The sequence below is a fragment of the Mycobacterium sp. NTMscope_MAC_12 genome, from assembly GCF_976985675.1.
Genome location: NZ_CDRJYY010000001.1, coordinates 2,814,953 through 2,835,678 on the forward strand (window position 1 = coordinate 2,814,953; position 20,726 = coordinate 2,835,678).

The 20,726-nt window shown below is 64.7% G+C and carries 23 protein-coding genes; 15 read left to right on the forward strand and 8 right to left on the reverse strand.

Features of this window, described 5'->3' with window-relative positions:
- Positions 1-4: 4 nt before the first annotated feature.
- Together AC0KS4_RS12925 and AC0KS4_RS12930 are read left to right on the forward strand one after the other, a co-directional pair.
- Positions 5-730, forward strand: coding sequence for a DUF3329 domain-containing protein (locus tag AC0KS4_RS12925; protein WP_238956063.1), 726 nt, complete (start codon positions 5-7; stop codon positions 728-730).
- A gap of 34 nt (positions 731-764) precedes the next feature.
- Positions 765-1,469, forward strand: coding sequence for a DUF3298 domain-containing protein (locus tag AC0KS4_RS12930; protein ID WP_238956064.1), 705 nt, complete (start codon positions 765-767; stop codon positions 1,467-1,469).
- 27 nt (positions 1,470-1,496) lie between these two features.
- Here the strand turns inward: AC0KS4_RS12930 and AC0KS4_RS12935 are convergent, their stop codons facing one another.
- The 5 genes from AC0KS4_RS12935 to AC0KS4_RS12955 all read right to left on the reverse strand — a co-directional run bounded on the left by AC0KS4_RS12935 (position 1,497) and on the right by AC0KS4_RS12955 (position 4,134).
- Positions 1,497-2,192, reverse strand: coding sequence for a FadR/GntR family transcriptional regulator (locus AC0KS4_RS12935; protein ID WP_238956065.1), 696 nt, complete (start codon positions 2,190-2,192; stop codon positions 1,497-1,499).
- A gap of 358 nt (positions 2,193-2,550) precedes the next feature.
- A complete protein-coding gene (locus AC0KS4_RS12940) occupies positions 2,551-2,700 on the reverse strand; it encodes a hypothetical protein (RefSeq protein ID WP_238956066.1) in 150 nt (49 codons plus the stop codon).
- 36 nt (positions 2,701-2,736) lie between these two features.
- Positions 2,737-3,093: a hypothetical protein gene (locus tag AC0KS4_RS12945; RefSeq protein WP_238956067.1), complete on the reverse strand. Its 357-nt coding sequence runs from the start codon at positions 3,091-3,093 to the stop codon at positions 2,737-2,739.
- Positions 3,086-3,526, reverse strand: coding sequence for a pyridoxamine 5'-phosphate oxidase family protein (locus AC0KS4_RS12950; RefSeq protein WP_238956068.1), 441 nt, complete (start codon positions 3,524-3,526; stop codon positions 3,086-3,088). The genes AC0KS4_RS12945 and AC0KS4_RS12950 overlap by 8 nt, the downstream gene beginning before the upstream one ends.
- Positions 3,523-4,134, reverse strand: coding sequence for a TetR/AcrR family transcriptional regulator (locus tag AC0KS4_RS12955; protein WP_014385002.1), 612 nt, complete (start codon positions 4,132-4,134; stop codon positions 3,523-3,525). The genes AC0KS4_RS12950 and AC0KS4_RS12955 overlap by 4 nt, the downstream gene beginning before the upstream one ends.
- 147 nt (positions 4,135-4,281) lie before the next feature.
- Here AC0KS4_RS12955 and AC0KS4_RS12960 point away from each other — a divergent pair, with 147 nt between their 5' ends.
- The 7 genes from AC0KS4_RS12960 to AC0KS4_RS12990 all read left to right on the forward strand — a co-directional run bounded on the left by AC0KS4_RS12960 (position 4,282) and on the right by AC0KS4_RS12990 (position 10,544).
- Positions 4,282-5,511, forward strand: a complete 1,230-nt coding sequence (locus AC0KS4_RS12960) for an amidohydrolase family protein (protein ID WP_064939736.1) — start codon at positions 4,282-4,284, stop codon at positions 5,509-5,511.
- Positions 5,512-5,895: 384 nt separating this feature from the next.
- Positions 5,896-6,090 carry a ferredoxin gene (locus AC0KS4_RS12965; protein WP_064939734.1) on the forward strand — a complete coding sequence of 65 codons (195 nt, stop codon included), beginning with the start codon at positions 5,896-5,898 and terminating at the stop codon, positions 6,088-6,090.
- Positions 6,087-7,295: an NAD(P)/FAD-dependent oxidoreductase gene (locus AC0KS4_RS12970; RefSeq protein WP_238956069.1), complete on the forward strand. Its 1,209-nt coding sequence runs from the start codon at positions 6,087-6,089 to the stop codon at positions 7,293-7,295. The genes AC0KS4_RS12965 and AC0KS4_RS12970 overlap by 4 nt, the downstream gene beginning before the upstream one ends.
- On the forward strand, positions 7,292-8,167 hold the full coding sequence (locus AC0KS4_RS12975) for an NAD(P)-dependent oxidoreductase (protein WP_238956070.1): 876 nt from the start codon (positions 7,292-7,294) through the stop codon (positions 8,165-8,167). Before AC0KS4_RS12970 ends, AC0KS4_RS12975 begins: the two co-directional genes overlap by 4 nt.
- Entirely contained in the window at positions 8,164-8,559 is a 396-nt protein-coding gene (locus AC0KS4_RS12980; protein WP_064939731.1) for a carboxymuconolactone decarboxylase family protein, read from the forward strand. Before AC0KS4_RS12975 ends, AC0KS4_RS12980 begins: the two co-directional genes overlap by 4 nt.
- Complete coding sequence (locus tag AC0KS4_RS12985; protein ID WP_238956071.1) at positions 8,556-9,782, forward strand: cytochrome P450; 1,227 nt, start codon at positions 8,556-8,558, stop codon at positions 9,780-9,782. Before AC0KS4_RS12980 ends, AC0KS4_RS12985 begins: the two co-directional genes overlap by 4 nt.
- Positions 9,783-9,821: 39 nt before the next feature.
- On the forward strand, positions 9,822-10,544 hold the full coding sequence (locus AC0KS4_RS12990; protein WP_197748738.1) for a TetR/AcrR family transcriptional regulator: 723 nt from the start codon (positions 9,822-9,824) through the stop codon (positions 10,542-10,544).
- Positions 10,545-10,642: 98 nt separating this feature from the next.
- Here AC0KS4_RS12990 and AC0KS4_RS12995 read toward each other — a convergent pair whose 3' ends face one another.
- Both AC0KS4_RS12995 and AC0KS4_RS13000 read right to left on the reverse strand, forming a co-directional pair.
- Positions 10,643-10,945, reverse strand: coding sequence for a hypothetical protein (locus tag AC0KS4_RS12995; protein WP_014385010.1), 303 nt, complete (start codon positions 10,943-10,945; stop codon positions 10,643-10,645).
- Positions 10,946-10,976: 31 nt separating this feature from the next.
- The gene (locus tag AC0KS4_RS13000; RefSeq protein ID WP_238956072.1) at positions 10,977-12,476 is read right to left on the reverse strand and encodes a class I adenylate-forming enzyme family protein; all 1,500 of its coding nucleotides are present in this window, start codon (positions 12,474-12,476) and stop codon (positions 10,977-10,979) included.
- Between the two features lie 176 nt (positions 12,477-12,652).
- Between AC0KS4_RS13000 and AC0KS4_RS13005 the strand changes: the two genes are divergently transcribed.
- From AC0KS4_RS13005 to AC0KS4_RS13020, 4 genes are all read left to right on the forward strand, one after another.
- Positions 12,653-13,807, forward strand: a complete 1,155-nt coding sequence (locus AC0KS4_RS13005; RefSeq protein ID WP_238956073.1) for a thiolase family protein — start codon at positions 12,653-12,655, stop codon at positions 13,805-13,807.
- 23 nt (positions 13,808-13,830) lie between these two features.
- Positions 13,831-15,051, forward strand: a complete 1,221-nt coding sequence (locus tag AC0KS4_RS13010; protein WP_238956074.1) for a cytochrome P450 — start codon at positions 13,831-13,833, stop codon at positions 15,049-15,051.
- Between the two features lie 130 nt (positions 15,052-15,181).
- Complete coding sequence (locus AC0KS4_RS13015; protein ID WP_238956075.1) at positions 15,182-16,669, forward strand: class I adenylate-forming enzyme family protein; 1,488 nt, start codon at positions 15,182-15,184, stop codon at positions 16,667-16,669.
- Positions 16,666-17,829 carry an acyl-CoA dehydrogenase family protein gene (locus AC0KS4_RS13020; RefSeq protein WP_238956076.1) on the forward strand — a complete coding sequence of 388 codons (1,164 nt, stop codon included), beginning with the start codon at positions 16,666-16,668 and terminating at the stop codon, positions 17,827-17,829. Before AC0KS4_RS13015 ends, AC0KS4_RS13020 begins: the two co-directional genes overlap by 4 nt.
- 22 nt (positions 17,830-17,851) lie before the next feature.
- On the opposite strand, the gene AC0KS4_RS13025 is transcribed toward AC0KS4_RS13020, so the two are convergent.
- Entirely contained in the window at positions 17,852-18,415 is a 564-nt protein-coding gene (locus AC0KS4_RS13025; protein ID WP_275254149.1) for a helix-turn-helix domain-containing protein, read from the reverse strand.
- 198 nt (positions 18,416-18,613) lie between these two features.
- Here AC0KS4_RS13025 and AC0KS4_RS13030 point away from each other — a divergent pair, with 198 nt between their 5' ends.
- Complete coding sequence (locus AC0KS4_RS13030) at positions 18,614-20,128, forward strand: pyruvate, phosphate dikinase (RefSeq protein WP_238957298.1); 1,515 nt, start codon at positions 18,614-18,616, stop codon at positions 20,126-20,128.
- Positions 20,121-20,723: a phenylalanine--tRNA ligase subunit alpha gene (locus tag AC0KS4_RS13035; protein WP_238956078.1), complete on the forward strand. Its 603-nt coding sequence runs from the start codon at positions 20,121-20,123 to the stop codon at positions 20,721-20,723. The genes AC0KS4_RS13030 and AC0KS4_RS13035 overlap by 8 nt, the downstream gene beginning before the upstream one ends.
- Positions 20,724-20,726: the final 3 nt, after the last annotated feature.

The following is a 20,726-nucleotide window of genomic DNA, read 5'->3' on the forward strand; positions in this document are numbered from 1 at the left end:
CACCATGACAACAAAGATCTTCAAGCGCACCAACGCTAAAGACGTCTTCGATGAGGTGACTGAACAAGACGATCCGCCAGAAAACGAGGCGGTGCCGGACGACGTCGAAACACCCGATAAAAAAACACAACTCGACACCGACGAGCCATCCGAGGCATCGGCCAACGAAGCTGACGAAGACTGCGAACCGGACGATTCCGACGAAAGCCGGGAAGCTGACAGCGAGGCTCCAACACCGTCTCGCCGCCGGCGCTGGGTTCGGCGCGTTCTCGCCGCCGCGGCGGGTCTGTTGTTTGTCACGGCACTGGGATCGTCCGGATTCTTGGGCTGGCAACTCAAAGGGCAACACGACACCGACGCAGCCGGGCGCGCGGCCTTGGCGGTAGCGCAAAGGTACGCAGTCGTTTTGACAAGCATTGACACAAACGGCATCGACCAGAACTTCACCCAGGTGCTCGACGGCGCCACTGGCGAATTCAAAGACATGTACAGCCAGTCTGCCAGCCAACTGCGGCGACTACTCATCGACAACAAGGCGATGGCCAAGGGCATTGTCGTCGACTCGGCGATCAAGTCCGCGACCAAGACCAAGGTCGAAGTGCTGCTCTTCATCGATCAATCGATCACCAACTCGGTCAATCCCGAACCGCGTATCGACCGCAACAGGGTTGCGATGACGATGGAACTCATCGACAACCATTGGCTGGCAAGCAAAGTCGACATCAAGTAGCCGGGCAGTGAACGCAAGGAAGATGCCACGCCGCGTGACGTTGGTATCGGCAGCAGTCGCAGCGATCGCCTTGTCCTCAGTAGACGCGGCCTGGGCCGAACCCGTCGCCAACGGCCTTAGCTTTGCGGTCGTGCCCGGCATGATTGCTGGCAGCAGCCCAGATACCTTGGGTACCTGGAGAGTTCACTATCAACGTGTCAACGGCGGCAACGCGGATGTCGCCGCCGCCATCAACGACGGCATCGACGCGGAGGCTAACCGAGAGGTGCAGGAGAACACGTGGGACGCATCGACGAGGCGCCCCTGGACATTTGACGCAACGGGCACGGCATTCGTCCGCCCGATCACGGTTTCAGAACTCTTCGTCGGTCAATACAACACCGCCGAGCCCCATATGCCGATGCAGACGGTGGCCACCGTCGTGTTCGACAGCCGCAGCGGGATTCCCATCACCTGGGACAATCTGTTCCTTGACAGGAGCGCCGGCCTGACCCGCCTCTCCGAACAGTCCTCCGCAATCCTGCCGACCGTGTATCCGCCGCCACACGCCGGAGACTGGGAACGCAAAGGCGGGCTCGCCCCCACACCGATCAACTTCAAGTATTGGATTCCCACCGCGGAGGGAATCGAGTTGCACTTCCCCGACACACTTTTCGGGCGCGGGTTGAAGGTGATCACGGTGCCCTGGGCCAAGGTGGCAGACCTCATCGCACCGGAGTTTCTGTCGATCATGGCTTGAACTCATCAAGCCAGACAAACGCGAGCCCTAGAGTTCGACGATCAGGTCCATCGCTAGCTGCGCTGCGCGGGCCGCAGCGGCATCCCCGTCATCGACCGCACGAGCGAGACGACGATGCCCCTCACGAATGTGCGGCACGTATCCCTGAAGAACTTCGGGATCGAATTCCCGCGTGGCCTGTGACATCAGATTGATCACGAGGTCGCTGAGCATGCCTGCGATCAGTCCCAGCGACGGACTGCAGCTCAATTCGCCCAGCAGTCGCCCGAACCGGACCGCGATGTCCGTCGCGTCCGCTACGGACACCTCGCCATCATCGCTCCACTCCTCCTCGACAAACTTTAGGAGCCGCCCACGGGCGACAGGATCGGGATTGCGCGCCGCGAGCGCTGCAACTTCAGGTCCGATCAACTGAGACGCAGCAACCAGGTCGGCGAGATCCGCTCCCTGTCGGCGCAGCAGCGCTGAAGCAGACCGCGAGACCACATCGACGGACGGCGTCCCGGCAAAGAAGCCCCCATTGTTGCCGCGGCGCACCCGTATTAGACCTTCGGCTTCAAGGACACGCATCGCCTGACGCACGGTAGGTCCGCTGACTTGGAACCGGTCCATCAGGTCTTCCGCAGAACCGATGTGGTCGCCGTCGACGAGCTCGTCGATGATTTCTCGCCGCATGGTTTCCGCGATTGCCTCCGCAGCACTCGGCGCTTCGCGTTCCCTCATAGCTTCACCTTCACCGATCCCATGGCCAGGCGATTGTGACCCGCCGCAGATACTTTGCCCGGCCACATACAGCCACGACCGACACACTGCAGGAAATTCGGCCAGTACGCGACGGCTACGTCGCCGTGTCGCTGAACCAACTCCACGCCTTATTTTCGAGAGCTTCCCATTCCACTAATTGAATGATGGCCCTTTACGGCCCCCTGCGCATAACTACCGAAGACATTAAGGAGCGGATGTGCATAAAGCGCCGTTGGCTCGCCTACGCACCAATGCATGCACCCACCTCGACGATCTGTTGCGCAGCGTCGCCGACGTCGCCGCGTTGATACGCCTCTGAACGACGCCTGAGCGCGGTTCAGCGCGGGCCGGGCGTTGCGTCGCCCAGCTCGTCGGCTTCAGCAGGAGGCCCGGCCGCGGCCTTCTGCTTGGTCGCATCGTCGACCTCGTCGACGTCCTCGAGGGCCTTCTCATCGGTGATCGGTTGGCTGGTATCGAATCCTGACATGCCTACTGACTAGCCAAAATGTCGGCGTCCAACCCTCTAGGCGTTGGCAAACGAGAACGTCAGCATGCGGCTGACAGTCAGCGTGGCGACATCACCCGACGCGGGTGGCCACATCACTGTTCCCTGGACGATCGCGCCGCGAATGTCCTGGTAGGCGGTGAAGACATCGGCCACAACGCAGGCCTGGGTCGCAGCTTGCGTGGCGTCGCCATTCACGCCGTCAACGCTGACGGCAATTGTGGCGGAGTCGAAGTCGACCACCCGCACCGGTAGGGCGAGCAACTGGCCGTCGGCGTCGACAACACAGATCGAGCCGGTCGGCCGGTGCGCCAAGAAATCCGCTAGTTCGTCCTCGGCCATGGCGACCGGGCCGCCGGTGCGCAACCTAGGCACGTCGATCGGGGATGTCGGCGGCGCGGACCTCGGTGAGTGTCAGTCGGATGACGCACCGCTTGCCGCTGAGAAGGCGGTCGCGGACCTTAGTCACGACCGAGTCGGGCACGCGTTGGTCAGGCGAGCGTTCGCCGATCAGCTCGTCGACCTCGACAGCGGACGGTTGGTAGACGTGCGCGAAGCCAGAAACGGAAACCCAGCCCTGGTCGTCGCCGATGAGGCATGCGACCTCAGGAGCCGAACTCAGGTGTTGGACCTTGGCGCTCTTGGCATAGCTGGTGAAGGAGAGGGTGCGGGTGGCGGGGTGATAGGCGACCGAACGCATGGCGTAGCCGATCGGACGCCGGGCGCCATCGCGGCAGAACAGAAATGCGCGGTGGTTGGTACGGAGGAGGTCGACGACGTCCGGCTCGTCGAGCGGCGGAAGGGTCACGACGCGAGAGGCGTTGCCATCGCGATGATCATCTCCGCGACCACCGCGATCATTTCGTCGCGGTCGACAGCCACGGTCTGGCGGTGAACCGTGTGCCAGGCCCGGTCCAGCAACCCCATTACCGCGACGCCGATGACATCCGGTGAGTGCGCGCCGTTTCCGGCGATCGCCTGGCCAAGCTTCCATGACGCCCGAGTCACCATGCGGTTGCGCGACTTTCGGAAGTCGTCGTCGTCGGGCGCCGACTGCGCCGACGCAAGCACGAACGCGCCGTGGTGGTCCATATAGTCGAAATAGTGGCCGACCCAGGCGCGGATGTCGGCCGGACCGAACGGTTGATCGGCATCGGCCCATTCGGCGATGACGGCAAGGGCCTCGCGGTAGGCGTTCTTGCCAAGGACGTTGAAGATCTCGCGTTTGTCCTTGAAGTAGGTATAGAAGCCGGCCCGCGAGATGCCGCATGCCTCGGTGATGGCGTTGATCGGTGTGCCCGCATAGCCGCGTTCCAGAAAGAGACGGCGGCTCGCATTCAGGATCGCCGAGCGGGTGCGCTCACCGCGGGTGGCCTCCAGTTGCCGTTCGGCGGGCGAATCCGAGGTCACCGTCATGCGGCGACTCTATATGACGGTGTCGTCAACTGCAATAATCGCAGTTCAAAGACCAATGACTACGTGATACGGACCAGACTTGACACAACTGTCAAGTTGCGTCAAGCTCGTACTTGAGCCCAGAGTCGAGTAGCGAGAGGCACCACGATGACGCAGTTCACCGACGCACCGATCTTCGATGCCGATCAGCACATGTACGAGACCCCCGATGCGCTGACGAAGTACCTGCCCAAGGAGTTTCAGCCGAAGGTGCAGTTCGTCCAGATCGGCAAGCACACCCGCATCGCAATCCTGAACAAGATCACTGACTACATGCCGAACCCGACATTCGAACGGGTGGCCGCCCCTGGCGCCCACGAGAAGTTCTACTCCGGCCAAAACCCAGAGGGCTTGTCAATGCGGGAGATGTCCGGCCGTGGCATAGACACACCGCCAGGCGCGCGCAACCCCGAGGACCGGATCGCCGAACTCGACCGCCAGGGCGTCGACGCATGCCTGAACTACCCCACGCTGGCCAATCTGGTCGAGCATTCGGCCGCCGAAGATCCAGACCTGACGGTGGCGATCATCCATGCCCTCAACCAGTGGATGCTGGAGCACTGGGGCTTCAGCCACGCCAACCGGATCTACTCGACACCGGTACTCACCCTGGGACTCGTCGACGAAGCGCGTCGCGAGCTCGAATACATCCTCGACAACGGCGCCAAGGTCGCGCTGATCAAGCCCGCACCGGTGAACGGCTATAAGGGCTGGCGCTCCCCCGCACTGCCTGAGTTCGATCCGTTCTGGCGCGACGTCGAGGACGCCGGGCTGCCAATCGTGTTGCACGCCAGCCAACCTCCCTTGCAGGAGTACATCGACAAGTGGGAACCGCCGTCGACGAGTAGCGCGTTCGAGATGTCGGCTTTCAAGTGGACTGCGCTCGGTCACCGCGAGATCGCCGACATGCTGACTAGCCTTATCTGCCATGGCACGTTGACCCGGTTCCCGAAGCTGCGCATCGCCAGCGTGGAGAACGGAAGCGCGTGGATCAAGCCATTATTCGACGACCTTGAGTCGACGTACAAGAAGATGCCGCAGAACTTTCCCGAGCATCCGCACGACGTGTTCCGGCGCAACGTCTGGGTCAGCCCGTTCTGGGAGGGCTCGGTCGCCGATGTCGTGCAGACCGTCGGATGGGACAAAGTGATGTTCGGTTCGGACTGGCCGCATCCCGAAGGCTTGGCTGAGCCCAAGCGTTACTGGCAGTACGCCGAGGGCATGGACGAACGTCGCACATATGACTTCATGGGTGACAACACACGTCGCTTCATGGGGCTGCCGATCGCCAACCCCGACCCGGAGGCGGTCAAGCCGCCCGAGTTCGCCAACGCCTGAGTCACGAATGACTCGGCGGGGCTGGGCCAGCAGTGGTACATGTTGTGCGGCAGTAACTTCCGACCGGATATGCAGTCGGGTAGATGCCCAGCCGCTGATAGTTCACCCACGCGGTGGATGTGGCGACCATTGTCCTCGTGCAAATCACGCGGTCGCTTGGGGGCGGTGAAACCGCTCCATACTTGCGGTGGATGCGTCTTGCATCTGCCCTGACACCGTGGTCGCGTCGGCCAACCTGAATCGCTCTTTGGCCCCGCCATTTAATTAGTCTGCCTAGTTAGTGTGTGCTGAATCACGGCGCCGCGGGTAGCAGCAACACCACTTCGGATATAACCTCGCCTCATAACTGAACTTAGTTCACTTAACTTGACGGGGAGGGTATCGATGCACGTCACCATTGATGAGACGAAATGTTGCTCGGCCGGCCAGTGCGTTCTGATCGCACCGGAAGTATTTGACCAGCGGGAAGACGACGGAATTGTGGTACTTCTCGAGGCCGATCCAGCCGAGGGCCAGTACGAGGCCACGCGTCAAGCGGCGGCGGTATGCCCGGCGGCAGCGATCGCGGTGCAGGAGTGACCCCCCCGGCGGGAGTGGTGGTCGTTGGGGCCTCAGCGGCGGGCCTATCGGTTGCTGAAACGTTGCGTCGCGACGGCTTCACCGGACCGATCACGCTCATCGGCGAGGAGAGCCAGCTGCCCTACGATCGGCCGCCGCTGTCCAAGGAGGTTCTGGCCAGCACGCGGTTCGAGGACAAGCTTGAGCTGCGGGACGCCGAAACGATCGCCGCGCTGGAGCTCGATCTGCGGCTTGGCGTGCGGGCCGAGTCGGTGGACACCGCGACCCGAGCGGTCGCACTTTCCGATGGATCGCAGGTCGCCTACCAGGACCTGGTGATCGCCACCGGGGTGCGTCCGCGGCGCCTGCCCGGCACCGACGACATCGCCGGTGTGCACGTGTTGCGCACCCTCGACGACGCCCGGCGCCTGCGTTCGGAATTGACCGGACATCGGCGACTGGTGATCGTCGGTGCCGGATTCCTGGGCGCCGAAGTGGCCTCGGTCGCTTGCGCCGCGGGGACACAGGTCACCCTGGTGTCTGATGTCGAAGCTCCCCTGTCCGACGTGCTGGGAAATGAACTAGGCCAACTCCTCATCGGAGTGCACGTCGAGCACGGCGTCCGAGTTCTCACTGGCGTCAAGGTGGTCGGCATTGTGACCGAGGACGGCCGGGCCACCGGCGTCGAGCTGGCAGACGGCACAGTCCTGGCCGCCGACGTCGTACTAATCTCGATCGGCTCGATCCCCAACACCGAATGGCTTGCCGGCAGCGGTATCCCGACCGGCAACGGTGTGCTCTGCGACGAATACTGCCGGGCAGCTCCTGCTGTATGGGCCGCCGGGGACGTCGCATCGTGGCAACACGTCGGTATTGGTGAACGCATTCGCGTCGAACACCGAACCAACGCTGCCGAACAGGGCATGGCCGTCGCACGCAACATCCTCGCGGGATCCAATCCAGCACCATTCGTTCCGGTGCCCTACATCTGGTCGGACCAGTACGACCTGAAAATCCAGATCTACGGCCTGCCGCGCGGCGCTGACTCGTTCACCGTCACCGACGGCAGCATCGACGACCGCAAGCTCGTCGCCCTCTACGGCAAGGGTGGCCGCACACGTGCCGCCGTGGGCATCAACATGATCCGCCCACTTCGTACTGCCCGATCACTGGTGGCAGAGCAGACCAAAATCGTGTCCGTCCTCAACGAGGGAGTAACAGCGTGACCACCCAAACAGACACCGCCGCAGAGGAATCCATCCAAACATCGCCGCGAGCCGGCGTCATCGGACTCGGCATGATCGGCGGCGCGGTCGCGGTGAGCCTGGCCCGCAGCGGGCGGATCCCAGCGGTGTACGACATCCGCCCCGAAGCCGCGGACGGGCTGCCCGGTGTGCCCGCGTCCACGGCGTCACCGGCTCAGGTAGCCCGCGACAGCGACGTGGTCCTACTCGCGGTGGTCGACGCCGATCAAGCACGCCAGGTGCTGTGCGCTGAGGACGGTGTACTGTCCGCCGCGCATCCGGGTTTGATCGTCGTCCTGTTGTGCACCGTTGCCGTACCCGTAGTGCACGAACTCGCGCAGAAATGCGCGGAAAAGGCTGTGGCGCTGCTGGATTGCGGCGTCACGCAGGCAGTGCCGAACGGCCTCGTCGCCATTCTCGGCGGCGACGACGCCACAGTAGCCAATGCCATGCCGGTGCTGTCCGGCTTCGCCAAGGACGTTGTGCACTGCGGGCCGCTGGGCGCCGGAATGGCAACCAAAATCGCCCGCAACATCATCACCTACGGCACCTGGCGCGCCGTCCACGAAGCAGCCACCCTGGTCGCGTCCGCTGGAGTCGATCCACAGCGACTTATCACCGTCGTCGAGGATGCCGATCCCGATGGCACCACCCTTTTCTCCTGGTTGCGCAACCAACTATCGGCGGCAGAAGACACACGCGCCTTGGTGCCGCAGGTGTGGCATCTGATGGATAAGGATCTCGCCGCCGCCCAGGAACTTGCGGCACGCAACGCGATCCCGGTTCCCCTGGTCGACGCGGCCCGTGCCAACGGCGCCGAAACCCTTGCCATCCCACAGAAGGACCGCTCATGAGTGAAACGACCGAATTGGGCCTCAAGACCATGGACGCGGTCTACGGCCCGGGGTTCTCAGCGACGCTGCCCGAAGTTTCAAACCCCATGCTGGAAGACACGATCGACCACCTCTTCGGCGAGATATGGAGCCGGCCCGGCCTCTCGATCCGCGACCGACGATTACTGGTCATCGGAGCCACCGCCGCATTGGGCCGTGCCGACCTGATCGAGATCCAGGCGCGGGGAGCGCTGCAGAACGAGGAGCTGTCACCCGGCGAGCTCCGGGAGGCGGTCCTGCAATTGCACTACTACGTCGGCTGGGGCAACGGCACCAAGGTCAACCAGGGCGTCGAGGCCGCCATCAGCGACCGTGAAGCCAAATCCAATTCAGAAATCAAGGAGCACCGATGACAACCACCATTCGTGATATGCCGATCGAGCGGGAGCGACTTCTCGACCCGCCGTTGGCCTATGACCAGTTGCGCGAGGAGCAACCCATCACTCGTGTTCGGTTCCCCAGTGGCCGCATCGGCTGGCTGGTCACACGGTTCGAGGAGGGGAGTCTCGTGTTCTCCGACCCACGACTGAGTTCGCAGCGGCCACGCCACGACGTGGCGGAAGAAGACGATGTCGATCCCGACGACAACGATTCCGCCGAGGCGTTGCCCCCGACGTTCAACTCCATGGACGCCCCCGACCACGGCGCGTACCGGCGACTACTGTCGGGCAGGTTCACGCCCAAGTCCGTGCAGGCCAATCTCCAGCCGTATATCGACACCATCGTCACTGAACATCTGGACCGCATCGAGACCCTGGGCGGCAGCGGTGTGCCGGTCGACCTGATTCAGCACTTGGCACTGCCGATCCCTTGTCTCGTGATCTGCGAACTGCTGGGAGTTCCCTACGAAGATCGGGACAAGTTCCATCACGCCACCGAGGTGATGATGGACACCAGTAAGCGCCGCGCCGAGCGCGATACGGGTGCGCACTGGCTCATGGAATACATCACCAAGCTCGTCGCCGACAAGCGCGCTGACCCTCGTTCCGAGGGCCTACTCGCCGAACTGATCCGCAAGAGCGAAGACGACGGGTCCATCCTGTCCGACGAAGACGTCATCGCGATCGGCGTGCTTTTGCTGTTCGCCGGGCATGACACCACCATGGCCATGATCGGCCTGTCAGCGCTCACCCTGCTGACCCATCCCGTCCAACGCCGGGACCTGGCTGAGCATCCGGAGAAGATCGGCGTCGCCGTCGAGGAATTACTGCGGTATCTGACCATCGTCCAGTTCGGCCTCGGCCGCACCGCCAAGGAGGACCTGGAAATCGCCGGCCAGGCGATCGCCAAGGGCGACCTCGTAGTTGTGGCCATGCCTGCGGCCAACCGCGACCCCCGGGCATTCGACAACCCGGACGAGCCGGACTTCGACCGGAAGATGACTCGGCACCTCGCCTTCGGCTACGGCGTACACCAGTGCCTCGGTCAGAACATCGCCAGGGCGGAGTTGAAAACGATTCTCCCGCAACTATTTCAGCGCTTTCCCGGCCTGAAGTTGGCCACACCGTTGGATGAGGTCGAAATGGACACCTACGGGACGAACTACGGCGTGAAGAAGATGCTCGTGACCTGGTGACGAATGCCGTGGCCGCTCGGTCACGCCCGCCCTAGAGTGGTGGGCGTGGCCGACCGCGTAGAGGAGCAATCGCCGCGGCCCCGGAGTCGCCGTGGTCAGGGCGACCAACTGCGTGAAGAGGTGCTCGCCGCGGTAAACCGGCTGCTCGACGACTGGGGCAGCGACGAAAAGCTGACCATGCGGGCGGTGGCCCACGAAGTCGGTGTCACACCGGCGAGCATCTACCTGCACTTCTCCGACAAGACGGAATTGGTCTGGGCCGCGTTAGCCGACAAGTACCGACAGCTGGCCGAACAGATGGGCGCCGCAGACATCGCTGCCACTCGCGAAGGGCCACGCGAACGGTTGCGGGCCCAGGTGCACGCCTACTGCCACTTCGCGTTGGACAACCCGGGCCATTACCGCCTCATGTACGAAATTCGCCAGCCCATCGTCGAACGCGCGCGGATGGGGCTGCATCCGGCGCGGCAAGTGTCGGCCAGGTTACGCGGCGCGCTAGCTGCCTGTGCCGAGGCGGGTTACGCATTGTCATTGCCGCTCTACCAGGCAACGCACACTCTGTGGACAGGCCTGCACGGCCTCGTCTCGGTCCAGCACAGCCTGGCCATTGAGGGCTCTCCTGACCAACTCGACGGCATGGCCGACGGCCTCGTCGACATAATGGTCAGTCTTCGACAACGCAGCGGGCCTGCCTATCCACCGGAAACCGAAGTCGATCGCTACATCGCGGCAACGGTTGTCGAGATCGGTCACGAGTCCTAGCAGCCAGTCGTGGACTCGGTTCGTACCGCCTCGTAGCGAAGATTGCCGGACTCTCCCGCGGCGGCGAAACTCTCACGCTACGGCCAGTTTTGGCTTCCTCAGTCGCTGGCCGGCAGTGGCTTGGCTTCCTTGAGCGCCAGCGGCGTCGAGCCGACGCTGAGCGACCCGGCGCCGGCCTTGGTGACCAACACCTCAGCGTCGCTGTCATCAACGTAACGCTTGCCCATCGTGGTGCCGTCGGCGAAGGCCGGGTCGAGCGCGGTGTCGGCGGGCCGTTCGGCGCCCACTGGCAGCATCGGCTGGCCACCGCAACGCAGATCGTCCAGGCTCGCACCGGCTTTGACGACAATCACCTGGGTGTCGCACACCTGGCTTTGCAGGCGCGTGCCGTTCTTGATCATGCCGGACTCCTTACTGTCTCGGGGGGTGGGTTCAGTGCTCGGCGGTCGCCGGCGTGAGCTCGTCGAGGATCACCCGGCGCAACACCTTGCCGGTCGGCGTGGTCGGCAGTTCCTCACGGAAGACGATGCGATCCGGCGTCCGGGATCCGCGCAGCGTGCCGCGGGCGAACTCACGCAGCTGCGCGGGTGTCGGCGTCGCGCCGGCCTCGGGCACGACCACCGCCACGATGATCTGACCCCACTCGGCATCATCCTGTCCGACAACAACGACCTCGCGGACGTCAGGGTGTTCGATGAGCACGTCCTCGATCTCCGACGGGGCGATGTTCTCGCCGCCGCGGATGATGGTGTCGTCGGAGCGGCCGCCGATGAACAGGTAACCATCCTCATCCACCATCGCAACGTCTCGGGTCGGGAACCAGCCCTGCGCATCGAGGACGGAACCGATTTCGGCATATCGGCCCGACACCTGGGCGCCTCGCACGAATAGCTCGCCGGTTTCGCCTGGCCCGAGTGCGGTGCCGTCCTCAGCGCGGATCTGCACCTCGATGCCGGGGACCGGGCGACCGACCGAGCTCAGCCGACGGGCCACGGCGCCGTCGCGCGCCGCGTGGGCCACGCGATGGTCCTCGGGTGTGAGCACTGCAATGGTCGAGCTGGTCTCGGTCAGGCCGTAGGCGTTGACGAAGCCGACCTGCGGCAGCAGGTCGAGCGCCCTTCGGACCAGGGGCCGCGCCACCTTCGATCCGCCGTAAGCGAAGTTACGCAGCGTCGGAAGCTCGGCGGACTGCTCCTCGAGGACGGCGACGATGCGCGACAGCATGGTCGGCACCACCGTCGCGGTGGTGACCCGCTCGTCGCGGACCAGCCGAACCCATGCGTGCGGGTCGAACTGGCGCAGGTACACGATCGCCCGTCCCGCATACAGGTTTGACAATGCCGCCCCGACCCCCGCGATGTGATACGGCGGGACGCACACCAGCGCCGCATCGGCGGGATCGGCGCAACCGAATTCGACAGTGCCGGTGACATAACTGGTCAGGTTGTTGTGAGTCAGCTCAACGGCTTTGGGTCGCGACGTGGTACCCGAGGTGAACAACACGACCGCCACTTCGTCGGGGTCGGCGAAGGCCGACCCCGGATCGGTGGATCGCGCCGCCTCGATGAAGGCATCGGATGTCATCACCCGCTTGCCGAAATCAGGCACGACATCGCGGTACTGGCTGTCGACCACGATCAGCGGATCGGGTAGCCGATCGATGAGCTGTCGCAGCCCCTCTGCACTCAGCCGATAGTTCAGCGGGGTGAACGCCATGTTCGCGCGCGCCGACGAGAACAGCAGTAGAGGCAGCAACACTCCCCCGGTGCCCACATAGACGACGTGGGACGCCCCCGATCGGCTAATCACGCCCGCGCCGCCGTCGGCGAGCTCGCTGAGCTCGGCCGCGGTCAACCGAACGTCGCCGTCCACCACGGCAACCCGGTCGGGACCACCCGACGCCGCCATCTCCAGCAGCAACGAAATACTCAAAACCCCTCAGCCTTCACCCGCGATTTGGTGCCCTACGCCGCCGTTAATGCGCAGCGACCCGATTCTAGACCCGCGCCCACTAATCAGATATATAGTTATAGGCTTAGTGCCATCTGAGTCAACGCGCACTCCTGTCGACGGCCGAGTCGACAGTGACGCATCCTGAAGGGAACGCAATGAGCAGCACGCCCGAGATCGCCATCATCGGTGTCGGCCTTCATCCGTTCGGGAGGTACGAGGACCGGTCGGCGCTCGAGATGGGCGCCGTGGCGATCAGCAGGGCACTGCGCGATGCGGGGGTGCAGTGGTCGGACGTGGGCAGTCTGTACGCGGGCAGCCTCGAGGTCGCCAATCCCGAGGCGGTGACCGGGCTGGCCGGCATGACCGGACTCCCGGCGCGGGCCACGTTGAGCGGCTGTGCGACCGGCAACTCGCTGTTGACGTTGGCCGCGCGGGACGTTCAACTCGGCGAAGCCGACATCGCGGTCGGCGTCGGGCTGGACAAGCATCCGCGCGGCGCCTTCGGTGCCGACCCGTCGGTGTCGGGGTTGCCCCAGTGGTACGGCGATCAGGGCATGTTCCTGACCACCCATTACTTCGGGACCAAGATCATGCGCTACATGCACGATCACGGAATCACCGAGCAGACTCTGGCCCGGGTGGCGGCCAAGAACTTCGACAACGGCGCGCTGGCGCCGCACGCGTGGCGCCGCAAGCCGATGAGCGTCGACGCGATCCTGAGCTCTCCGATCGTGAATGCTCCACTGCGGCAATATATGTACTGCAATCCGAACGAGGGCGCTGCCGCCGTCGTGGTGTGCCGCGCCGAGGTGGCCAAGCAGTACACCGACACTCCGATCTACCTTCGCTCGACTGCACTGCGCAGCCGCCACAATGGCGCCTACGAGCTGTTGCGTACCTCGATCGAGCTGCCGATCGTGCCCGGCACCACCGCGGAGGCCGCGCGCGCCGCGTACGAGTTGGCCGGGATTGGCCCTGAGGACGTCGACGTCGCGCAATTGCAGGACACAGACTCCGGGTCCGAGATCATCCACATGGCCGAGACAGGGCTGTGCAAGGACGGCGAACAGGAGGCACTACTCGCCGACGGCGCCACCAAGATCGGCGGCCGATTGCCTATCAACACCGACGGTGGCCTGTTGGCCAACGGTGAACCGGTCGGCGCCTCGGGCTTGCGACAGGTCTACGAGCTGGTCCACCAACTACGAGGCACCGCGGGTGACCGTCAGGTGCCGAACGATCCGCGGGTCGCGCTGGCCCAGCTTTACGGGGCACCCGGAACCGCAGCCGTCGCCATTCTCTCCAAGTAACCCGACGAAAGGGAGCATCGCCAATGACGGACATCCAGGCCAAAGCACGGCGCCGCGCCGAGGTGGACCTCGACCACCACTCCCCAGAGTTCCGCGAGGACCCATACGGCAAGTTCCGTGAGATGCGCGAATCGGGTTGTCCGGTCGCTCATTCCGACCACTACGACGGCTTCTGGGCGCTGGTCGACTACGCCTCGGTGTTCGAGGCGGCCCGCGACGACGCACTGTTCAACTCCTTCCCCTCCGTGGGCGTTCCGGCGAGCGAACTGCCGCTGCAGATCCTGCCGATCGAGTCCGACCCACCAGAGACCCAGGAGTTGCGCGAAATCACCCTCAAGCGGTTCTCACCCGGTTCGGCCGAGCGATTCCGCGAGGCCGCGGTCGCGATGACCAACGAGGCGATCGACGCGTTCATCGAGCGCGGGGAGTGCGACCTGGTCGGCGAGCTGACCACCCCTCTGCCGGCGCGGCTGATCCTGCGGTTGTTGAACTTCGACGAGTCGCGTTACATGGACTGGGTCGGCTGGGTGCACAGCACCGTGCACGATCGTGCCCACGATCCGGAGAAGGCCGGGATGGCCGGCATGGAGATGTTCGGCGAAATCGTCAAGCACATGCAGGAGCGCCGGGCCGAGGGACTTGGCGACGAACTCTTCAGCGACATCCTCCGCGGCACGCTCCACGGCAAGCCGCTCGACGACGGTCAGATCACCATGTACACGGTCCTGATGATGCTCGGCGGCATGGACACCACCAGTGGGTTCACCGGGAACGTCCTACTGCGACTGTGCAAGGATAAGGATCTGCGCCGGCAGTTCATCGACGATCCAGGCCTGATCAAAAAGGGCACCGACGAGCTGCTGCGGTTGTACACGCCGACCCTGGGACTGGCACGCACCGTCTCGCGTGACGCGGAATTCCATGGACAGTCGTTATGCAAGGGCGACCGGGCGATTTTGATGTGGGCGGCGGCCAACCGCGATCCAGAGATGTTCTCCGACCCCGACACGCTGGATCTATCGCGCCCGAATGCCAAGAAGCAGATGGCTTTCGGCGTCGGCATGCACCGCTGCCTTGGATCCCACTACGCCAAGATGATGTTCGACGTGATGATGACCCAGGTTCTCAAGCGGCTGCCGGACTTCGAACTGGCCGAAGAGCCCAAGCTGTTCGAGGACGCCGGTGAGGTCTACGCGGTGCGCGAACTGCGCGTCAAGTTCACGCCGGGACAGCGCGTGACCTGACCGGGCCTGAGATTCGCTCGGCTCCGACGGCCCATTCGGCCGCTTCGATCGTCAATGCCGAAAAGTTGGAGCGGCGACCGTCAAATTAGTTAAATGTTTAGAGCATAGTGGGTGGGACGGGAGGTGCGCAGTGACGGCTGGCAGTATCGCCGCACTGCTGGATGGGTGTGCCTCCAGCAGGCCGGACCGTCCGCTGTTGCGCGACGTCACGGGCAAGGTGTTGACCGTGGCCGACGTCGCCACGCTGTCCCGCGCCGCGGCGGATTGGCTGTGGGACGCCGGAGTGAGACCGGGGATGACAGTCGCATGGCAAATGCCCTCGCACGTCAACGCGGCGGTGGTGATGCTGGCGCTGGCCCGCATGCCCGTCGTTCAGGCGCCGGTGTTGCACCTCTATCGACGCCGCGAGGTGTGCGCGGCGGTCGACGTCGCCCACGCGGACATCCTGCTGGTTGACGAGTCGACGGCCGCGAATGCACCCGGGATACCGGCGGTCTCGGTGCCCCCCGACCTCGTCCGCCGACTCCAGACATTGCCGGCCGCGAGTTCAGCGTTCGACGGGCCGCACTCCCCAGCAGAGCCACGCTGGGTGTACTTCACCTCGGGCACCACAGGCCGCCCGAAAGCCGTACAGCACACCGATGCCACCCTGCTCAGCGCCGCCCACGGTTATGTCACCCATCTCGGTGTGGGCGCCCATCCGCGGGAAGTCGGCACCATCGCGTTCCCCATCGCCCACATCGGCGGCATGGTCTATCTCGCCACCGCTCTGTTCGGCGACTTTCCGGTGTTGTTGATCCCCAAGGTTTCCGCAGATGACTTGCCTCGGGTACTTGCCGAGCACCACGTGACCGTGACCGGAGCGAGCACCGCGTTCTACCAGATGCTCCTGGCCGCCCAAATGGCCGCGCCGACAACCGAATTGCTGATGCCGTCGCTGCGGATGCTGATAGGCGGCGGTGCCGCGTGTCCGCCCGAGGTGCACAAGCAGGTGCGTGAACACCTGCGCGTACCGGTCGTACATGCCTACGGGATGACCGAGGCACCGATGATCTGCGTCAGCGAGGCCAGCGACACCGATGAGCAACTGGCCAACAGCGCCGGCCGACCCATCCCCGGATCGGAGGTGCGGATCGGGGCCGGCGGCGAAATCGAGTTGCGCGGCGCCAACCTGACACCTGGATACCTGCAGCGCGAGGAATGGGCCCACGCGCTCACCGCGGACGGATGGTTCCGCAGTGGCGACCGTGGTTACCTTCGCCCGGACGGGCGCATCGTGGTCACCGGACGTACCAAGGATCTGATCATCCGCAAGGGCGAAAACGTTGCCCCTGACGAGATCGAAAATGAACTGCTGGCCCACCCCCTGGTCGACGAGATCGCGGTGCTCGGCCAGCCTGACGAGCTGCGCGGTGAGCTGGTGTGCGCGGTGGTGCGTCGTTCGCGCCGCCACCGTGACGTCACCCTGGATGAGCTGTGCACGTTCCTCGACGAACGCGGGCTGATGAAACAGAAGTGGCCCGAGCGGCTCGTCCTCGTCGACGAGTTCCCGCTGACGGGCCTCGGCAAGATCGCCAAGTCCGAGCTGGCCCGGCAGATCGCAGGAGGAAACGGATGACGGCGTTGTCCCCTGATGAGCGTCAGGAACTCGCGCAGTCCGTGCGCTCCGCCTGTCAGCGACTGTCATCCGCTGACCGGGTGCGCGCCGTCGCGTACGGCGAGGGGGGCCACGACGGCGGAGATGTGCACTCCGGCTTCGACACGGGACTTTGGGACGTGCTGTGCAACCAGGTGGGGGTGGCCGCCATTGCGCTTCCCGAGCACCTCGGTGGCGCAGGTTACGGCACGTCCGCGCTGGGTGTGGTCGCCCACGAACTCGGCCGCGCACTGGCCCCGGTGCCGTTTGTGAGTTCCACGGTGCTGGCCACCGGCCTGCTGCTCGGCTCGACCGAGCGCGACCCCGACGCCGACAAGCGACTCACGGGGCTCATCGAAGGTCGCCGCACCGCCGCAGCAGCCCTCACCGGCGACGGTGGGTTGTGGCGTCCGTCCGCGGTGACGCTCAGTGCCGCCCGGACCGGGGACGACTGGCGCATCGACGGCACGGTGCGCCACGTGCTGGGGGGGTCCGCCGCCGACGACCTCGTCGTGGTCGCCGCCGCCGAGGATGGCGAACCGGCGCTCTTCCTGCTCGACCCGGCCGTAGACGGCGTCGTCGCCGAGGCCGAACGCGTACTCGACGGCACGAGACCGATGGCCACGATCACGCTGAGCTCGGCGCCGGCGGTGCGGCTGTCCGGTGGCGGTCCGATCGGTGACGTCGTCGGCCGCACCGTTGACGTGACGCTGGCGGTGCTGTCGGCCGAGCAAGTCGGCGCGTGCGAACGGGTGCTCGAGATCGCTACGGACTACGCCCGTACCCGCGAACAGTTTGGGCGGCGGATCGGCAGCTTTCAGGCCATCAAGCACAAGTGCGCCGACATGCTGGTGGGTCTCGAGTGGGCGCGGTCGGCCTCGCAGGCAGCCCTGGAAGCTCTCGACGGTGCGGATGCTGCAACTGCCGGCGAAGCGGACTGGCGCGCGAGCATGGCCAAGGCGGTGTGCTCAGAGGCGCTGCGCGATGCGGCGAAAGCGAACGTCCAGATTCACGGCGGCATCGGCTTCACCTGGGAGGATTCCGCGCACCTGTACTTCCGGCGCGCCCGCACGGACGAGGTGGTGTTGGGATCCCCCGCTCAACACTGGGACCGTCTCGCCGCCGAGGCGAAAATCCTGTGACGGGATCCTGTGACCGCTGCCGTCAATCGGCGTCGTCGAACGGCAGGCCGAGCAGAGTCGTCTCCACTTGCCGCCACCGAGTCGCCAGCTCGGCAGCATCACAGTCCAGCGCCTGCTCGAGCAGCGGGCCCAGCAGGATAGGCGCCACGTCGATCAGCACGGCCATCGCCGCCATCACGTCGAGATGTTGCCCATCTGGCCGAGCCTCGGCAATGCGTTCGCGGCGGCGCTCAACGGCGCCGCCGAACCATTCGGCGTCATCGGTCGTGGTGGATTCAAGTAGCCTGCGCCGAAGGTAAGCGGCCACAACGGGATTGGCAACCAGGAATGCGTCGTAGCGAGCTGAATCGACACCCAGATTCGCCTCTCCAGGAAGCAGGCCGGCGCCGATGTCGGTGAGCTGTTGTGACACCCAGGCCTGCACCTCCGACAACAGACGCTGCTTGGTCTTGAAATGATGCTGTACCAGACCGGGCGACACATCGGCGCGTTCGGCGACCGCCTTGAGGGTCGGTCCGCGGTAACCTCGCTCGCCGAACAGCTCCATGGCCGCGTGGCGGATTCGTTGTCGCGGGGTGGTATCCATCGCTCCGTTCGGGATCTTTCTGGACGTGTGCCGGCTACCGAAACCGGGGTTGGCGGTCGCTGACAAAGACAGTAGGCGGTGAAGGGGCCGAGCATCGCGCAACCCGCGGTCAACCCCTTGCCGCTCGGGCTGACGATGTGTTTGTATTGGTTTGTGACACAAGTGTATCGTCGCGGCGATGCCGCGCCCGCCACGGACGTGGTTCGGCTGGACGGTTCCGCGGGCCAACCGCGAGAAGTTCTCGGCAACAAGGGCTTCGGCATCAATGCGATGCGACAGCGCGGTATGCCCGTACCACCGGCATTCTGCATCACCACCGACGTCTGCGCGCGCTGGTTTGACGATCCCGAGGGCACCATCGAGAGCATCTGGCCACAAGTGCGTGCTCAGATGGCCTGGCTCGAGGCCGAAACGTCACGCACATTCGGCACCGGGCCGCGGCCCCTGCTGGTCAGCGTGCGCAGCGGAGCCGCGCAATCGATGCCCGGCATGCTCGACACGGTGCTGAACCTCGGCATCAACGACGCCGCGGAAAGGGCTTTGGCCGAGGCGTCCTCACCAGCGTTCGCGAGCGCGGTCCACGAGCGGTTCCAGCGGATGTATCGCAGCATCGTTTTGGGCGACGACCATGGTGTGGTTCCCGAGGATCCGCATCGACAGCTGCGCGAGGCCATCGACGCCGTGTTTCGATCATGGACCGGCGACCGGGCGGTCGCCTATCGACGACACCGGGGTCTCGATGACCGTGCAGGCGCCGCGGTAGTCGTCCAGGCCATGGTGTTCGGCAACAGGGACGCCGATTCGGGTACCGGAGTGCTGTTCTCCCGCGATCCCAGAACTGGCGTGGACACGCCATATGGAGAGTGGCTCGCCGGCGGACAGGGCGAAGACGTCGTCTCCGGCAGCATGGACGTCGAATCCATCTCAGCTCTGGCGAACCGGCTTCCTGCGGTATACGACGAGCTGATGCGCGCCGCTCGAAGGCTGGAGAAGTCAACTGGCGACGTCCAGGACATCGAGTTCACCGTCGAGGAGGGCAGGCTGTGGTTACTGCAGACACGGGCGGCCAAACGCTCCGCGCAAGCCGCAGTACGCCTTGCCCTGGCGTTGCGACGCGAGGGATTGATCGATGACGCGCAATCGCTGCTGCGGGTGACTCCCGAAAACATACGGAGTCTGTTGCTGCCCGCTCTACAGCCCGAAACCCGGCTCGCTGCACCGCTTCTCGCATCGGGACTTGCGGCCTGTCCCGGAGTCGCGACCGGCAGGGCGTGTACCGACGTCGATCATGCCATCGACGTCGCCGAACGCGGCGAGGACGTGATCCTGGTGCGCACGACCACCAGTCCCGACGACGTGCAGGGCATGCTCGCTGCACGTGGCATCGTGACCGAGATCGGAGGGGCGACAAGCCACGCGGCAGTCGTCAGCCGGGAGCTGGGCAGGCCGTCAGTGGTGGGCTGCGGTCGCGGCGTGGCCGAAGAACTCGACGGCAGGCTCGTCACCGTCGACGGTAACGAAGGCGAAATCCGCGAAGGCATACTCGAACTCACCGCGTGGTCGGAGAGCGACACCCCGGACCTGAACGAACTGACCGAGATTGCCCGCAAACACCATCGCGCGCAAGGGCACGACAGCAGTGACCATCCGGGCCTGATAGCGATGCTGGCCGCCGTCCATCTCGCGCAACGGTCGAAAGGTGACGATGACTGAACTCGCGGTGCTACAGGGTGTTCGGCTGAAGGGACGTATCGCTACCGACGATTTGGCAGCGACCCTCGGCCAGGAGCCTGCCTCTGTGGCCGGCGTCGTCGATGCCCTCGGCGAGTCGGGCCTTCTGGTCGCAGGCAAGTTCCTGCGCATCACTCCAGAGGGACGCGCACGACTCGGTGAGCTGCTGGCCGAGGAGCGGGCGGCCGTCAATCAGACTTCCGTGACCGCGGCGTACAACGAGTTCCGAGACGTCAATACCGATTTCAAGGCGTTGGTTTCGGACTGGCAACTCAAGGGTGGCGCACCGAACCCCCATGACGACCCCGACTACGACGCCGGTGTGCTGAGACGCCTGGATCACGTCCACGAACGGACCCTGCCGATAATCGCCTCGGTGGCAACGCAACTCCCGCGACTGGCCGACTACGCGGACAAATTGCGCACCGCGCTGGAGAAGGTCCGTTCAGGAGACACTGCTTGGCTCACCCGCCCGATTGTCGACTCGTATCACACTGTGTGGTTCGAACTGCACGAGGAGCTGATCGAAGCCGCGGGACTGACCCGCGAGGACGAAGCGGCGGCGGGTCATGCGTGAGGC

Coding starts and splice junctions, on each gene's coding strand:
- AC0KS4_RS12925 (WP_238956063.1), top strand. CDS start 5: ATGACAACAAAGATCTTCAAGCGCACCAACGCTAAAGACGTCTTCGAT.
- AC0KS4_RS12935 (WP_238956065.1), bottom strand. CDS start 2,192: ATGAGGGAACGCGAAGCGCCGAGTGCTGCGGAGGCAATCGCGGAAACC.
- AC0KS4_RS12940 (WP_238956066.1), bottom strand. CDS start 2,700: ATGTCAGGATTCGATACCAGCCAACCGATCACCGATGAGAAGGCCCTC.
- AC0KS4_RS12955 (WP_014385002.1), bottom strand. CDS start 4,134: ATGACGGTGACCTCGGATTCGCCCGCCGAACGGCAACTGGAGGCCACC.
- AC0KS4_RS12960 (WP_064939736.1), top strand. CDS start 4,282: ATGACGCAGTTCACCGACGCACCGATCTTCGATGCCGATCAGCACATG.
- AC0KS4_RS12965 (WP_064939734.1), top strand. CDS start 5,896: ATGCACGTCACCATTGATGAGACGAAATGTTGCTCGGCCGGCCAGTGC.
- AC0KS4_RS12980 (WP_064939731.1), top strand. CDS start 8,164: ATGAGTGAAACGACCGAATTGGGCCTCAAGACCATGGACGCGGTCTAC.
- AC0KS4_RS12985 (WP_238956071.1), top strand. CDS start 8,556: ATGACAACCACCATTCGTGATATGCCGATCGAGCGGGAGCGACTTCTC.
- AC0KS4_RS12995 (WP_014385010.1), bottom strand. CDS start 10,945: ATGATCAAGAACGGCACGCGCCTGCAAAGCCAGGTGTGCGACACCCAG.
- AC0KS4_RS13005 (WP_238956073.1), top strand. CDS start 12,653: ATGAGCAGCACGCCCGAGATCGCCATCATCGGTGTCGGCCTTCATCCG.
- AC0KS4_RS13010 (WP_238956074.1), top strand. CDS start 13,831: ATGACGGACATCCAGGCCAAAGCACGGCGCCGCGCCGAGGTGGACCTC.
- AC0KS4_RS13020 (WP_238956076.1), top strand. CDS start 16,666: ATGACGGCGTTGTCCCCTGATGAGCGTCAGGAACTCGCGCAGTCCGTG.
- AC0KS4_RS13025 (WP_275254149.1), bottom strand. CDS start 18,415: ATGGATACCACCCCGCGACAACGAATCCGCCACGCGGCCATGGAGCTG.
- AC0KS4_RS13035 (WP_238956078.1), top strand. CDS start 20,121: ATGACTGAACTCGCGGTGCTACAGGGTGTTCGGCTGAAGGGACGTATC.